Genomic DNA, 14,327 nt, shown 5'->3' with positions numbered 1-14,327 from the left:
GCCGTTTTATTTCTCGGATCAAATCAGCAGCCCAAGCCTCGACAGCGTCAGCCGGCACTGCCGGCAGAGGGCTTCGTTTTTCCCGCCACGATAGTAGCTGAGCGCAATGACGGCACCATAGAGCGCCCAGCCCTTGGCCCGTTGCCAGTCGCCGTCATCCAGTTCAAGTGCATCCCGGAACTGCTCTCTTGATTCCGGCTGTACCCAGGTCCATGCGGCGGCATAATCCGCCGCCGGGTCGCCGACCGCCGACAGGCCCCAGTCGATCACGGCGGTGAGCCTTCCGTGCTTTGTCAGCAGATTGTCAGCCTTGAGGTCTCCGTGCAGCCAGACGGGCGCGGAGCGATGGCGTTCATCGACAACCGAAGCCCAGAGATCTTTCGCGGCGCGCGTATCGATCTCGTCGGCGAGGAGATCGATGGAGGACAGTGTCGCCTCAGCCATCTCTGAAAGCGGCACGCCGCGCCGGGAGTTCTCCGGACCGGCCACCGGCGCTCCTTCAGTCGGTTGTCGCTGCAGCGCCTTGATGAACGCTGCCAGCGCCACCGCAGCCTCATCCGCGTCCGCGATCGCCTCGGGCGTGGCGATTTCGCCGTCGATCCAGTCGAATATGCCGAACTCGCACGGCTTGCCGAGATCAATGCGTCCGCGATGCCGAAGTCGAGGGATTGCCAGCGGCAGGCCGGTCAGGCGTGGCAGCCAGTCGAGTTCCTTGGACAGGGATGCGATTGCGCTTTCCCTCAGCGGCAGCCGCACCAGCAGTTCGTCGCCAAGGCGGTACAGGGCGTTGTCCGTTCCCGTCGAATGGATGCGACGCATCGGCAGGTCCGCCCATGGCGGCGCCTGTTCGGCAAGCCGGCGGCGTATCGACGACTCGTCGATCGCAAGACTGTCCTCGTGCATGCTCTTCTGTCTCCAGCCGATGCGGTTGCGAGTCTGGTGGACAGCATCTCACGCATGATTAACGCCCCTGCATAGGCCTGTTGGGACCCTTGTCGTCAAATGACCACGGCTGTGAGACATTAATGCCGCATTTCCGGCTATTCATCGGCCTCCATGATTGATGGGTTCAAATTCTCACGCAGCCGTAAAGACTTTGGTTACCAAGTTTCTTCATCCTTCCAGTCAGGTCCGAGGGCGTGACCGCGGTGAAGAACAAGGCCGCATCCGCCACGAGTTTGAGTACCGCCGGACACGCGCGACGTTTTGCGCGCTGGCGGAAACCTGTTTGTAGATGAGTTTCAGTATGGCGTTTGCGACCGATTACTACCCGGCCAAGCCGGGCTTCAGACTTCCGGTTCTGCCGGCCCTTCCACGGCTCATGTCAGGCGCAGCCTTCGTCGGCGGCACGCTCGCCGTCGGCTTGTGGGTATCCGCGACGCTCGGCGCGCTGCACGGCATTTCCTCGACATCCTCGGGCCGAAGTGAAGACTTCAGGACGAGCCTGCTGCTGGCCGCACCGCGCCAGCCTGCCGGCCCGACGACATGGACGCGCTACAGCCGGCCGGCCAACCGCGCGACGGGAGAAACGCTGGCGGCATTGAAGACGCCGGATGCGCAATCGCTCGACACCAGCGGCCGCACCATCGTGAAGCAGGCGCTTGTCGCCGATATCGCGGAACGGGCGCTCGGCAATCGCTGGGCATCGTCGGCCTCTGCGAAGGACGGCGATACACAACTGGCCGCCGCCGAGACCACGCTCGGAAGCGCGCTGAGAAACCATCTCGACCGCAAGATCACCACTGCTGCGCTGGCAAATGCGCAGACGCCGGGTGCGCTGGTGTCCGGCCTTCCGCCGGCGCTGAAATCGACGCCGGCGCAGATCGCCGCGGCCGCCGCCCAGCCGTCTGCCGTCGAGCTTGCCATGCTGCCTGACGCCGTTCCCGCTCCAATGGTCAGGCCCAAGCAGGATCCGTTCAACGAAGTGCTCTCCGCCGGCAATGCGAAAGCCGTTGCCGAAAAGGGCGACGCCAGCATCCCGCTGAAGACGGCACCGCAGAAGACCGGGCCGAAGACGCTGCTCGCCTATGCCCGTCCGGACGAACCGATGGACGATGCCGATGTCCGTCCCTCGCTGCTGCGCAAGCAGGCGGCTCTGCCGGGACCCGGCAGCAAGGTGGCCGTCTACGACATCACCGCACAGACCGTCTACATGCCCGACGGCCGCAAGCTTGTCGCCCATTCGGGTCGCGGCAAGATGCGCGACAAGCCGAAATACATCAGCGTCAACAGCTGGGGGCCGACCCCGCCGAACGTCTATCGCCTGAGCAAGCGCGAAGCCCTGTTCCATGGCGTCGAGGCCCTCCGCATGACGCCGGTCGGTGGCGAGAAGATGTATGGTCGCAACGGCTTCCTGACCCACTCCTACCTGCGCCGCGTGCCGGGCGATTCCGCCGGCTGCATCGCGTTTGCGAACTACCCGACCTTCCTGGCCGCCTACAAGCGCGGCGAGGTCAAGACGGTGATCGTCGTGCCGAGCATCGATGAACTGCCGCGCTACATGGCAATGCTGTAAGGCACCACAGGATCTTCAATAAAAAACGGCCGCGCCTCATTCCAGGCGCGGCCGTTTTCGTTTGTCTGCTGGCTGTCGGCGATGCCTAGAAGAGCACGCTGGCGCCCGTGTCGGCCGTGCCGGCAGCGAGGCGGAACGGTGCGAAGAGTTCGCGGCCCATGCCGTATTCGTTTTCGGAAAGGTCGGCGATCACTGGCTGGCGGGCATCGAACTCCGCCTTGTCGACAAGCACCTCGACCGTGCCGTTGATGGCATCGATGCGGATCATGTCGCCGTCCTTGATCTTGGCGATCGGGCCGCCTTCGGCCGCTTCCGGCGTCAGGTGGATGGCGGCCGGCACCTTGCCGGATGCGCCCGACATGCGGCCGTCGGTCAGAAGCGCCACCTTGTGGCCGCGATCCTGCAGCACGCCGAGGGGAGGGGTAAGCTTGTGCAGTTCCGGCATGCCGTTGGCCTTCGGGCCCTGGAAGCGGACGACGGCGACGAAATCGCGGTCGAGCTTGCCGGACTTGAAGGCGTCCTGGATGTCGTGCTGGCTGTGGAAGACGACGGCCGGCGCCTCGATGACATGCCGCTCGGGCTTCACGGCGGAAATCTTGATCACCGCCTTGCCGAGATTGCCCGTCAGCATCTTCAGCCCGCCATTCGCCTGGAAGGGCTCGGAGATGGTCGACAGCACCTTCGGGTCGTGGCTGACATCCGGCGCCTCGTAGCGGCCGACAGTGCCGTCCGAGTTGAGCTTCGGCTCGATCGTGTAGGCGTCGAGACCCTGGCCATAGACCGTGCGCACGTCGTCATGCAGCAGCCCCTGCTTCAGAAGCTGCTTGATCAGGAAGCCGAGGCCGCCCGCGGCGTGGAAATGGTTCACGTCGGCAAGACCGTTCGGATAGACGCGTGCGAGAAGCGGAATGGCGTCTGAGAGATCGGAAATGTCTTCCCAGGTCAGCATGATGCCGGCGGCACGCGCCATTGCGACGAGGTGCATGGTGTGGTTGGTCGAGCCGCCGGTCGCATGCAGGCCGACGACGCCGTTGACGATCGAGCGTTCGTCGATCATCTCGCCGGCGGGCGTGAAGTCGTTGCCGAGCGCGGTGATCGCCAGGGCGCGCTTCGTGGCTTCGCGCGTCAGCGCATCGCGCAGCGGCGTGTTCGGATTGACGAAGGAGGCGCCGGGCATGTGGAAGCCCATGATCTCCATCAGCATCTGGTTGGAATTGGCGGTGCCGTAGAAGGTGCAGGTGCCGGGGCCGTGATAGGACTTGGACTCGGCTTCCAGCAGTTCCTTGCGGCCGACCTTGCCTTCGGCATAGAGCTGGCGGATGCGCGACTTCTCGTCGTTCGGCAGGCCCGAGGTCATCGGCCCGGCCGGAATGAAGACCGCCGGCAGGTGGCCGAAGGAGAGGGCGGCAATCACCAGCCCGGGAACGATCTTGTCGCAGACGCCGAGATAGACGGCCGCGTCGAACATGTTGTGCGAGAGCCCGACGCCGGCCGCCATGGCGATCAGGTCGCGGGAAAACAGCGACAGCTCCATGCCCGGCTGGCCCTGGGTGACGCCGTCGCACATGGCCGGCACGCCGCCGGCGACCTGGGCCACTCCGCCGGCCTCGTGCGCGGCCTCGCGGATCAGAGCCGGATAGGTTTCGAACGGCTGGTGCGCCGACAGCATGTCGTTGTAGGCGGTGATGATGCCGAGATTGGCGACGCGGTCACCCGCAAGAGCCGCCTTCTCGGAGGGGGAACAGACGGCAAATCCGTGCGCGAGGTTGCCGCAGGAGAGAACCGCGCGGTGCGGGCCCTTCGCGGCGGCGGCGCGTACGCGATCAAGATAGCGTTCACGGGTCGGCTTGGAGCGCTCGACGATGCGGGCGGTGACGGCGGCAATGCGGGAGTCGGCAGTCATGGTCTTTAAATCCCATCCTGTTCGTTATCGTTTTCGCCGGCGGATCGATCCGCCGCATGTGGTGCGTCCCGATCAGGGCGCCCAGTATATCTCGACCGGGGAGGCGGCCCGGCGCAGGATCGCCCGGATCGGCATGTCCTCTTCGGCGCCGTCTTCCTCGGCCTTCTTGAGCACGGTCATCTTGCCGTCGCCCTCGATATGCAGCACCAGGAGATCGGCATCCTGGAGCGCCGAGAAAGTGAAGGTGACGCGCGGTTCGCCGGCGCCTTCGGCCTGCATGGCGATCACACCGCGCGGCGTATCGGCGGCAAGCGCGGTGGCGAGATTGTCGCCACCCGGGAAGAACGAGGCCGTATGGCCGTCCGTGCCCATTCCCAGAATAGCAACGTCGAAAGGTCTTTCAATGACGGAAGCGGTCTTTGCGGTGGCGATCGTCGCGCCCTCAGCCGCATCGGCTGCTTCATAATAGAGCGGCAGGAATGTCGCGGCCGTCGCCTTGCCGGTCAGCAGGTTTTCCTGGACGAGCTTGTGGTTCGACCGAGGATCATCTGCCGGCACATACCGTTCGTCGACCAGCGTCACCGTCACATTGCTCCAGTCGACCGGACAGCCGGAGAGCGCCTTGAAGAAGGCTTTTGGTGTCGAGCCGCCGGAGACGGCGAGCGTCGCCTTGCCACGCACGGCAATCGCCGCGGAAAGCATGCCGGCAACCTTGTCGGCCAACGCGGCGGCGAGGGTGGAACCACTGTCGAACGTGTTGAGCTTGGTCGCCATTGCTTTCCCTTCAGTCCGCTTCGTGCCAGGTCCGCCCATCCCGTTCGATGAGCGCGATCGCCTGGCTCGGTCCCCAGGTGCCGGCGGTATACCCCTGAACCTTCTGGCCGGTCTGCTCCCAGGCCTTCAGGATCGGATCGACCCACGTCCACGCGGCCTCGACTTCGTCGCGGCGCATGAACAGCGTCTGGTTGGAACGGATGACGTCCATCAGCAGGCGCTCATAGGCGTCCGGGTTGCGCACGGCGAAGGCCTCGGCAAAGCTCATGTCGAGCGAGACGTGGCGCAGGCGCATGCCGCCCGGACCCGGGTCCTTGATCATCAGCCACTGACGAACGCCTTCATCCGGCTGCAGGCGGATGACGAGCTGGTTGGCGGCAATCTTGCCGGCCGCGTCGTCAAAGATCGAATGCGGGATCGGCTTGAAGGTGATGACGATTTCCGACATGCGCGCGGCAAGCCGCTTGCCGGTGCGGATGTAGAAGGGCACGCCGGCCCAACGCCAGTTGCCGATCTCGGCCTTGATGCCGACGAAGGTTTCCGTGTCGGAAACGCCGCCTTCGAGTTCTTCCAGATAGCCCTTGACCGGGCCGCCGGCGGAGGCGCCAGCGCGGTACTGGCCGCGAACCGTGTACTTCTCGACATTGGAGGCATCGATCGGCTTCAGCGAGCGCAGGACCTTCAGCTTCTCGTCGCGCACGGCCTCGCCGTCGAGCGATGCCGGCGGTTCCATGGCCACGAGGCAGAGAAGCTGCAGGATGTGGTTCTGCACCATGTCGCGCAGCGCGCCAGCCTTGTCATAGTAGCCTGCGCGGCCTTCGAGGCCGACGGCCTCCGCGACGGTGATCTGGACGTGGTCGATATGGGCAGAGTTCCACAGCGGCTCGTAGAGCGCGTTGGCGAAGCGCAGCGCCATCAGGTTCTGCACCGTCTCTTTGCCGAGATAGTGGTCGATGCGGTAGACCTGATCTTCGTGGAAGACCTTGCCGATGGTGTTGTTGAGCTCGAGCGCGGAAGCGAGGTCACGCCCGATCGGCTTCTCGACGACGATGCGGGTGGTCTTGGTGATCAGCTTGTGATCGCGGATCTTCTCCGAGATATCGCCGAAAATGGCCGGCGCCACGGCGAGGTAGAAGGCGCGGACGCGATCCTTGCCCTCGTCCAGGAGCTTCTTCAGGCTGTCCCAGCCCTTGTCCGACTTGGCGTCGATGGCGACGTAGAACAGCCGCGAGCAGAAGTCCTTGACGTCCTTGTCGTTGTATTCGTCGGCCTTGAGGTGCTCTTTCAGCGCCGTCTGGGCGAATTCGCGGTAGGCTTCATGGGTCAGGTCCGAACGCGATGCGCCGATGATGCGCGTCGGATCGGTGAGCTGGCCGGCCAGCATGCGATGGTAGAGGGCAGGCAGAAGCTTGCGTTCCGCGAGATCGCCGGTGCCGCCGAAGACGACGTAGTCAAAGGGCTCGACGGGAATGATCTGGCTGGTCATGGGCTATCTTTCTATCAAAATAGAATTCGGCCTCCTTGTAATCTAATCGATTTAAAAAGGCCAGAGTGCGATGCGAAAAAATGCGTCGGGCGGCCTCGGGGATCAGAAGCGATCCCGGAGCGCGTACCAGCTGAGGGCCAGGAACAGAAGCGGCTTGCGCAGATGCGAGCCGCCCGGAAAGGCCGGAATTTTCAGTGTTTTCAAAAGGTCGAGCTCGCCTGAGCCCGAAAGCACGTCGTCTGCAAAGAGCTTGCCGCAATAATTCGACAGCATGACGCCGTGGCCGGAATAGCCGCCGATCGCGGTCACGCCGGGCATGACCTCGCGGGCGAAGGGCTGGCGCGGCAGGGTGATGCCGACCGACCCGCCCCATGCATGGGTCATCTCGACGTCCTTGAGCTGCGGGTAGAGCTCGGCAATCTGCCGGCGGATATGCGTGGTGATGTCGCGCGGATTGTCGGACGTATAGGCCTCGCGGCCACCGAACAGCAGGCGTCCGTCCCGCGACTTGCGGAAGTAGCGCACGACGAAGCGGGAGTCGGCAATCGCTTCGTTGCCGGGGATGATCTCGGGATGATCGGTGAGCGGTACGGTCGCGCCGATGAAGGAGCGGATCGGCATGACGCGTGCGGCATTCACCGGCTCGAGATGGCCGATATAGCCGTTGCAGGCGATGAGAGCGCGGTCGGCGCGAATGTCGCCGCGGTCGGTCTTCACAATGATCTTGCCGCCCTCGCGCGTCACCGATCGGGCGGGCGTCATTTCATGCAGGCTGGCGCCGGCCGCGGCTGCGACCCGGGCCAATCCGACCAGCAGCTTCAGCGGCTGTATGTGGCCCGTGCCGGTGTCGCGGATGCCGCAGAAATAGCGCTTCGAGCCAAGCCGTTCGCAGGTCTCCGCCCGGTCCATGTAGGACATGTGCGGATAGCCGTAGCGAGAGGCCGTGATTTCGACGTGGTCCCGGTACTCCTTCTCCCAGCCGGCCTTGTGGGCGACATTGAGTTGACCCGGCAGGTATTCGATGTCGATCCCGTGTGTTTCTGCAAATCCGAGCAGATGCTTCTTGGCGTTTTCGGCAAGGTCGAACAAGGCCTTGGCGCGCCCGAAGCCGAGCGACTTTTCCAGCTCCTCAACCTCTGCCCGGTGTCCGGTGCCCATCTGGCCGCCATTGCGTCCGGACGCGCCGTCGCCGAAGCGTACGGCATCGATCAGCACGACGCGGGTGCCGGCCTTCGCCAGATTGTAGGCCGCCTGCAGTCCGGTAAAGCCACCGCCGACGATGACGACGTCGGCAGAAGTCGAGCCGTCGAGCGCCGGATATTCCGGGCGATCGGCGACTGTGGACTGATACCAGGAAACCCCCGGTGCGATCGGGCTCTGCCAGATCATGCAAACCTCGTTTTCATTACACGTTCAGAAGCAGGAATTCACGCTCCCAGGGGCTGATCACCTGCATGAAGGTTTCGAATTCACCGCGCTTGATGCCGCCGTAAATGCCGATGAACTCCGGATCGAAGACGGCCTTGAAGTCTTCCTCCTCTTCCAGGAGGGACACGGCCCTGAGCAGGTCGCGCGGCAGTTCGATGTCGCCTTCATTGGCGGTATCGGCGGTCGGCGGTGTCGGCTCGATCGCATTGACCATGCCGAGATAGCCGGCCGCAAGCGAGCCTGCCAGCGCCAGATAGGGATTGGCGTCGGAGCTCGGAAGGCGGTTTTCGACACGGCGGGCAGCCGGATCGGAGACCGGCACGCGGAAGGCCGTGGTGCGGTTGTCAAAACCCCAGGCCGTATTCACCGGGCAGGACATGTCCGGCGACAGGCGGCGATAGGAGTTCACGTAAGGGGCCATCATGATCAGCGCATGCGGCACGTATTTCTGCATGCCGCCGATGAAGTTGTAGAATGCTTTCGACGGAGACCCGTCGGCATTCGAGAAGATGTTCTTGCCGCCGTCGATTTCAACCACCGACTGGTGAATGTGCATGGCCGAGCCCGGCTGGCCCTGCATCGGCTTCGCCATGAAGGTGGCGTAGATCCCGTGTTTGAGCGCCGCCTCGCGGATCGTGCGCTTGAACATGAAGACCTGGTCGGCAAGCTCCACCGGATCGCCGTGGCGCAGGTTGATCTCCAGCTGTGCGGGCCCTTCCTCGTGGATCAGGGTGTCGATCTCGAGACCCTGCTTTTCGGAGAAGTGGTAGATGTCGTCGATCAGGTCGTCGAACTCGTTGATGCCGGCGATCGAATAGGCCTGTCCGCCGAGGATCGGGCGACCCGAACGGCCCTTCGGCGGATGCAGCGGATAGTCGGGGTCCTCGCTCATGGCGACGAGGTAGAACTCGATTTCCGGGGCCACCACCGCCTTCCAGCCCTTGTCGGCGTAAAGCGCCATCACGCGCTTCAAGACATTGCGCGGCGCATAGGGCACTTCGCCGCCATCGGCGTAGACGACATCGCAGATCACCTGTGCCGTCGGATCGCTTTCCCACGGCACCGTCGACAGTGTCGAAAGGTCGGGCACCAGTTTCAGGTCGTTGTCGCGCGGCTCGTAGCGGAAGCTGCCGGTCTCGTCGGGATATTCGCCCGATATCGTATGCCGGTAGAGGGCAGAGGGCAGCGCCAGCGACGTGTTGGAGGTGAATTTCGACGATGGCATCATCTTGCCGCGCGGAACACCCGCCAGGTCCGGCGTGATGCACTCGATGTCCTCGATACCCCGCGTCTTCAGCCACTGCGTGGCATCTCTCCAGGTCTTCACCCCGCGTGGATTGCGCAGGCTTGCGGGGGTGATTGGAGACTTGAGGGAAGCGCTGGAGGGTCGTTTGGTCGTTTTCTTGGCAGGCATGATTCACCGGGTTGTGACGGATGATGGCCGCATCATAGCCGTAGTTTTCCAATTGGCGAGGGGGGAAACATTGACTTTATGCCCCCGGTGACGGACACGGAGGCATCTCAGCCAGGGGAAAAGCGTGCGAGAACAGTTTGATGTGGTCATCCTCGGAGCCGGCGCCGCCGGTATGATGGCGGCCATTGAGGCCGGCAGGCGGGGACGGCGTGTCCTCATCCTCGATCATGCCGCCGCACCCGGCGAAAAAATCCGCATTTCCGGTGGCGGCCGCTGCAATTTCACCAATATCGGCGCCGGCCCGAAGAATTTCCTGTCCGCCAATCCGCATTTCTGCAAGTCGGCGCTGGCCGGCTACACGCCCCGCGATTTCCTCGACATGGTCGAACGCCATGGCATCGCCTGGCATGAGAAGACACTTGGCCAGCTGTTTTGTGACAACAGCGCCAAGGACATCATCGCCATGCTGTTGAAGGAAATGCGCGATGTCGGCGTCACGCTCCGCCTGAAGCAGGTGATTTCATCCGTGACGCGTATCGGTGAGCGTTTCGAGATCCAGGCGTCCGACGGTGCCGTGATGACTGACGCCCTGATCGTGGCGACCGGCGGCAAGTCGATCCCGAAGATGGGGGCGACCGGCCTGGCCTACGACATTGCCCGCCAGTTCGGTCTACCACTTATCGAGCCGCGGCCGGGGCTGGTGCCGTTCACGCTCGAACCCGGGCTTCTGGAGCGGCTCGCGCCACTCGCCGGCGTGGCCGTCGACGCCGAGGTGCGGCATGGCAAGACGGCGTTTCGCGAGGCGGTTCTCTTCACCCATCGCGGTCTGAGCGGCCCGGCCATCCTGCAGATCTCGTCCTATTGGCGGGAAGGGGACGCCGTCACTCTTGCGCTGGAGCCGGATGTGAATGTCCTAGCATCCCTGAAGCAGGCAAAGGCCGAAAACGGCCGGCAGGCGCTCTCGACCGCGCTCGCGCAGATCCTGCCTAAGAGGCTCGCGCAATATCTCGCCGAACAGCAAGGCGCCACCGGCAATCTGGCGGAGTTTCCGGATGCGAGGCTGCAGGCAATCGCCGCGTCCGTGCAGAACTGGCAGGTCAAACCGGCCGGCAGCGAGGGCTACCGTACCGCCGAGGTTACGCTTGGCGGCGTCGATACGGGGGCGCTGAACTCGAAGACCATGGCGGTAAAATCCGTTCCCGGACTCTATTTCATCGGCGAATGCGTCGATGTGACCGGCTGGCTGGGCGGCTACAATTTCCAGTGGGCATGGTCCTCCGGCGTTGCCGCGGGGCGTGCGGCGTAGCCCATTTTTCGGTTTTGGCGCCGAAAATCATTATTTTCTGCGTTCTGGTGCCATTTAGTGATTGTTAATTGAAGCAAGTCATCGTCTTATAGTGCAGTGCGTCAGGGTTTGTTATGGCATGACCTTCACGCCGGCAGGAGTACCGCAACGTCGTTACACGGAATTGAGGGAAGTCCATGAGAAACCGCAAGAGCAGAGCACGCGCCATTGCCATCGCCCGGACCGAGAACACCCGGTTCGTTCTTGCAACGAAAATTCTTCTGGCAACGCTAGCCGCCTGCGCCGCTCTGGCAGTTCTCGCCCACTGAGCGCAAGGCCGGTTTGATTGTCTTTGACCCGGGCCATTCGCTGCCCGGCTGTCACGTGGACGATGAGAAATTCTCGTCGTCAGCGGCATCTGCCGCACTGAGCCGCTTTCAAGCGCGACCTTTACGATTGTCTCCATAAGCCGCTCTGCAGCGTTTGAAGCGCCTGCGTGAGATGGATCAGCCATGAGGCTGCCCGCAGCAGGCCGTTCGAAGCGTGCGTGCGGTAAAATTCGTCTTCGGCTTCTGGCCGATTCCGTTCGATGCGCCGCTCCTCGGCGCTTTTGCAGGCGATATATGCACTTGGATCGATAATGATCATGGGATGTCTCCTCTGGAAACTGGGACATCACCCTAAATACACATCGAATTTTGCTTTACATATATCGAAAAATGTCAGCTATTTTTCACTTATGAAAAACGCACCCTGGGATCTTTATCAGATTTTCATCGTCGTCGCCCGGCATGGCGGCCTGACGGGCGCCACCTCCGCCCTTGGTCTCAGCCCGGCGACGATCGGCCGACGCATGCTGGAACTCGAGGACATGCTGGCGACGGCCCTGTTCGTTCGAAGCCAGGCCGGTTACGCCTTGACGCCGGAAGGGCAGTCGCTGTTCGAGCATCTTCGCGAGATGGAGGCGGCTGCGCGAAAGGTCGATGGCTGGCGGATGGAAAAGCAGCAGGCCGTCACCATTCGCATCGCTGCGGGTACCTGGATGGTGAAACTGCTCTGCGACAATATCGCTGCACTGTGTGCCGAGACGGACCCGTTCCGGCTGTACTTCTCGATTTCAGAGCAGCGGGCGCGTCTCGCCTATCGCGAAGCGGACATCGGCATTCGTGCCTTCGCGCCGGAGGAAGGCAATCTGGCGACGCGGCGGCTTTCGGATAGCGCCTACGCGATCTATCGCTCGCGCGTCTCCCGGCCGGCCGCCGATCGTTGGGTGGCGGTCAATCGCGATGAGGCCGTGTCGACCTATCTGCGCTGGCCGCACGAAAATCACTCCGACGACATCGTCTTCACGGTCAACAGGCCGACCGCATTGCGCGATCTGCTGGTTGCCGGTGCCGGCATCGGTCTTCTTCCCTGCATGATCGGCGATCGCGATCCGCAGCTCGAAAGGGTGGGGGAGTGCATTCGCGAGCTGCAGCATGGCCAATGGTTGCTGGTCAACAATGCCGATCGGCATCGCCGCGAGATCCGCACCGTGACCGAGCGGATGGCCAGATTGCTGAAGGGCTATGCGCCCCTGATGACCGGCAAGCTTGGCGGGTTGTGACGAGTCCGCCTCCGGATGCGCCAAAATAGAGAAGACGCCCGGCGTGGCTCCATCAGGCCGGGCGTCTTCGTCTCCGCGGGCAGGGCTTGCCTGCCCCGGTCAAGGCCCGGCAGGTTGGGCGCCGGGCCTGTGTTGCTTATGTCTGGCGGATGCCTCAGGCCGCAGACCGGCCGCTGTTGGCGATGATGATCGGGATCAGCAGGTCGCCCCAGTTGCCGTCGCCGCCGTGATGGCGGGCGGACCGGACGAGCTCGACCGACACGCCGGCATCGACCGCCTTCATGACCGACTGGTTCAGCCGGTGCAGGTCGTTGGCGACCATGCGGATCATCGCCTGCTGGTCGGCCGTCATGGTGGTCGACTGTTCTTCTGCTCTTTCCTTGACTCGGGTCTGCGGTGTCATGGCATTTCTCCTCTATAGCCGGGGTTCGTGAAGGTCGTTGGGTTTGTCGGCGACGCGGAGGGCAGGGACCCCCGCGCCGCCGTCTCGAAGCCTGCTTATTCGGCGGCGGGCTTGAACTGCTCTGCCTCGGTCGGCTTGAACTGCTCGGTTTCGGTCGATTCCTTCATCGCCGTTGTCGACGACTGGCCGCCGGTGATCGCCAGCGAGACGGCGTCGAAGTAGCCGGTGCCGACCTCGCGCTGGTGCTTGGTGGCGGTGTAGCCGTTGACCTCGGCCGCGAATTCCGCTTCCTGCAGCTCGGAATAGGCTGCCATCTGGCGGTCCTTGTAGCCGCGGGCCAGTTCGAACATGCCGAAGTTCAGCTGGTGGAAGCCGGCGAGCGTGATGAACTGGAACTTGTAGCCCATCGCACCCAGCTCGCGCTGGAACTTGGCGATCGTCGCATCGTCCAGGTTCTTCTTCCAGTTGAACGAGGGCGAGCAATTGTACGCTAGCTTCTTGCCCGGATGGACCTTGTGCACGGCCTCGGCGAACTTGCGGGCCTGTTCGAGGTCCGGCTTGCCGGTTTCCATCCAGATCAGGTCGCAATGGGGCGCATAGGCGATGGCACGGGCGATGCACGGGTCGATACCGTTCTTCACCTGGTAGAAGCCTTCCGCCGTGCGGCCTGCGTCGTAGTCGACGAAGGGCTGGTCGCGCTCGTCGATATCGGAGGTCAGAAGCTTTGCTGCCTCGGCGTCGGTGCGGGCGATGATCAGCGTCGGCGTACCCATGACGTCGGCGGCAAGCCGCGCGGCGTTCAGGTTGCGGATATGCGCGGCCGTCGGGATCAGAACCTTGCCGCCGAGATGGCCGCACTTCTTTTCCGACGCCAGCTGGTCCTCGAAGTGAACGCCGGCGGCGCCTGCCTCGATGAAGGCCTTCATGATCTCGAAAGCGTTCAGCGGACCACCGAAGCCAGCCTCGGCGTCGGCGACGATCGGCGCGAACCATGTGTCGACGGAAAGGCCCTTGCCTTCGGCTGTTTCGATCTGGTCGGCGCGCTGCAGAGTGCGGTTGATGCGCTTGGCGAGCTCCGGGGCGGCGTTGGCCGGGTAGAGCGACTGGTCCGGATACATGGCGGAAGCCGTGTTGGCGTCAGCCGCGACCTGCCAGCCGGAAAGGTAGATCGCCTTCAGCCCGGCGCGAACCATCTGCATGGCCTGGTTGCCGGAAAGCGCGCCCAGCGCGTTGACGAAGTTTTCTTCGCTGATCAGCTTCCAGAGACGGTTGGCGCCCATCTCGGCCAGCGTATGCCTGATCTGGACGGAACCGCGCAGACGCTTGACGTCTTCCGCGGTGTAGGGACGCTCGATGCCATCGAAGCGGCCAGCCGGTGCGTTCAGGATAAGATTGTCAAAGTCAGTCATAATATTCTCCTCGTCTTCGCATTTACAACAATGACACGCTTCATTCGGTGTGCCTGTTGTTTTGTTCGATGAAGGAGTCTTAGCTCGGATCGGCGCAGTTTTCG

The 14,327-nt window shown here is 63.3% G+C and carries 12 protein-coding genes; 3 read left to right on the top strand and 9 right to left on the bottom strand.

The window, feature by feature from the left end; all coding sequences use genetic code 11:
* Positions 1–18: 18 nt before the first annotated feature.
* Positions 19–903, bottom strand: a complete 885-nt coding sequence (locus ACU5AY_RS13845) for an aminoglycoside phosphotransferase family protein (RefSeq protein WP_446826661.1) — start codon at positions 901–903, stop codon at positions 19–21.
* A 331-nt stretch (positions 904–1,234) separates the two neighbouring features.
* On the opposite strand from ACU5AY_RS13845, the gene ACU5AY_RS13840 reads away from it, so the two are divergent.
* A complete protein-coding gene (locus tag ACU5AY_RS13840; RefSeq protein WP_446826660.1) occupies positions 1,235–2,515 on the top strand; it encodes a DUF2778 domain-containing protein in 1,281 nt (426 codons plus the stop codon).
* 85 nt (positions 2,516–2,600) lie between these two features.
* On the opposite strand, the gene edd is transcribed toward ACU5AY_RS13840, so the two are convergent.
* The 5 genes from edd to ACU5AY_RS13815 form a co-directional block, all read right to left on the bottom strand.
* On the bottom strand, positions 2,601–4,418 hold the full coding sequence (gene edd, locus ACU5AY_RS13835; protein ID WP_446826659.1) for a phosphogluconate dehydratase: 1,818 nt from the start codon (positions 4,416–4,418) through the stop codon (positions 2,601–2,603).
* Between the two features lie 72 nt (positions 4,419–4,490).
* A complete protein-coding gene (pgl, locus tag ACU5AY_RS13830; protein ID WP_446826658.1) occupies positions 4,491–5,192 on the bottom strand; it encodes a 6-phosphogluconolactonase in 702 nt (233 codons plus the stop codon).
* 10 nt (positions 5,193–5,202) lie between these two features.
* Positions 5,203–6,678, bottom strand: coding sequence for a glucose-6-phosphate dehydrogenase (gene zwf / locus ACU5AY_RS13825; protein WP_446825284.1), 1,476 nt, complete (start codon positions 6,676–6,678; stop codon positions 5,203–5,205).
* A gap of 102 nt (positions 6,679–6,780) precedes the next feature.
* Entirely contained in the window at positions 6,781–8,067 is a 1,287-nt protein-coding gene (locus tag ACU5AY_RS13820; protein WP_446826657.1) for an NAD(P)/FAD-dependent oxidoreductase, read from the bottom strand.
* A gap of 16 nt (positions 8,068–8,083) precedes the next feature.
* The gene (locus tag ACU5AY_RS13815) at positions 8,084–9,520 is read right to left on the bottom strand and encodes a glutamine synthetase family protein (protein WP_446825282.1); all 1,437 of its coding nucleotides are present in this window, start codon (positions 9,518–9,520) and stop codon (positions 8,084–8,086) included.
* A gap of 172 nt (positions 9,521–9,692) precedes the next feature.
* On the opposite strand from ACU5AY_RS13815, the gene ACU5AY_RS13810 reads away from it, so the two are divergent.
* Complete coding sequence (locus tag ACU5AY_RS13810; protein ID WP_446829023.1) at positions 9,693–10,826, top strand: NAD(P)/FAD-dependent oxidoreductase; 1,134 nt, start codon at positions 9,693–9,695, stop codon at positions 10,824–10,826.
* 429 nt (positions 10,827–11,255) lie between these two features.
* On the opposite strand, the gene ACU5AY_RS13805 is transcribed toward ACU5AY_RS13810, so the two are convergent.
* On the bottom strand, positions 11,256–11,453 hold the full coding sequence (locus ACU5AY_RS13805) for a hypothetical protein (protein ID WP_446826656.1): 198 nt from the start codon (positions 11,451–11,453) through the stop codon (positions 11,256–11,258).
* A gap of 91 nt (positions 11,454–11,544) precedes the next feature.
* On the opposite strand from ACU5AY_RS13805, the gene ACU5AY_RS13800 reads away from it, so the two are divergent.
* Positions 11,545–12,411: a LysR family transcriptional regulator gene (locus ACU5AY_RS13800; protein WP_446826655.1), complete on the top strand. Its 867-nt coding sequence runs from the start codon at positions 11,545–11,547 to the stop codon at positions 12,409–12,411.
* 154 nt (positions 12,412–12,565) lie between these two features.
* Here ACU5AY_RS13800 and ACU5AY_RS13795 read toward each other — a convergent pair whose 3' ends face one another.
* A complete protein-coding gene (locus ACU5AY_RS13795) occupies positions 12,566–12,814 on the bottom strand; it encodes an SMc00767 family acetate metabolism repressor (protein ID WP_261931136.1) in 249 nt (82 codons plus the stop codon).
* Positions 12,815–12,909: 95 nt separating this feature from the next.
* Positions 12,910–14,223 (bottom strand): isocitrate lyase, encoded by a 1,314-nt coding sequence (aceA, locus tag ACU5AY_RS13790; RefSeq protein ID WP_446826654.1) that lies wholly within the window; start codon positions 14,221–14,223, stop codon positions 12,910–12,912.
* Positions 14,224–14,327: the final 104 nt, after the last annotated feature.

Source organism: Rhizobium sp. PAMB 3174, assembly GCF_052908375.1.
The sequence above is the reverse complement of the archived record's forward strand: the minus strand, read 5'-3'. Positions and strand labels throughout refer to the sequence as shown.

What these genes read in the sequence shown, in the direction of transcription:
- ACU5AY_RS13845 (WP_446826661.1), bottom strand. Translation starts at nt 903, where the DNA reads ATGCACGAGGACAGTCTTGCGATCGACGAGTCGTCGATACGCCGCCGG.
- ACU5AY_RS13840 (WP_446826660.1), top strand. Translation starts at nt 1,235, where the DNA reads ATGAGTTTCAGTATGGCGTTTGCGACCGATTACTACCCGGCCAAGCCG.
- edd (WP_446826659.1), bottom strand. Translation starts at nt 4,418, where the DNA reads ATGACTGCCGACTCCCGCATTGCCGCCGTCACCGCCCGCATCGTCGAG.
- pgl (WP_446826658.1), bottom strand. Translation starts at nt 5,192, where the DNA reads ATGGCGACCAAGCTCAACACGTTCGACAGTGGTTCCACCCTCGCCGCC.
- zwf (WP_446825284.1), bottom strand. Translation starts at nt 6,678, where the DNA reads ATGACCAGCCAGATCATTCCCGTCGAGCCCTTTGACTACGTCGTCTTC.
- ACU5AY_RS13820 (WP_446826657.1), bottom strand. Translation starts at nt 8,067, where the DNA reads ATGATCTGGCAGAGCCCGATCGCACCGGGGGTTTCCTGGTATCAGTCC.
- ACU5AY_RS13815 (WP_446825282.1), bottom strand. Translation starts at nt 9,520, where the DNA reads ATGCCTGCCAAGAAAACGACCAAACGACCCTCCAGCGCTTCCCTCAAG.
- ACU5AY_RS13810 (WP_446829023.1), top strand. Translation starts at nt 9,693, where the DNA reads ATGATGGCGGCCATTGAGGCCGGCAGGCGGGGACGGCGTGTCCTCATC.
- ACU5AY_RS13805 (WP_446826656.1), bottom strand. Translation starts at nt 11,453, where the DNA reads ATGATCATTATCGATCCAAGTGCATATATCGCCTGCAAAAGCGCCGAG.
- ACU5AY_RS13800 (WP_446826655.1), top strand. Translation starts at nt 11,545, where the DNA reads ATGAAAAACGCACCCTGGGATCTTTATCAGATTTTCATCGTCGTCGCC.
- ACU5AY_RS13795 (WP_261931136.1), bottom strand. Translation starts at nt 12,814, where the DNA reads ATGACACCGCAGACCCGAGTCAAGGAAAGAGCAGAAGAACAGTCGACC.
- aceA (WP_446826654.1), bottom strand. Translation starts at nt 14,223, where the DNA reads ATGACTGACTTTGACAATCTTATCCTGAACGCACCGGCTGGCCGCTTC.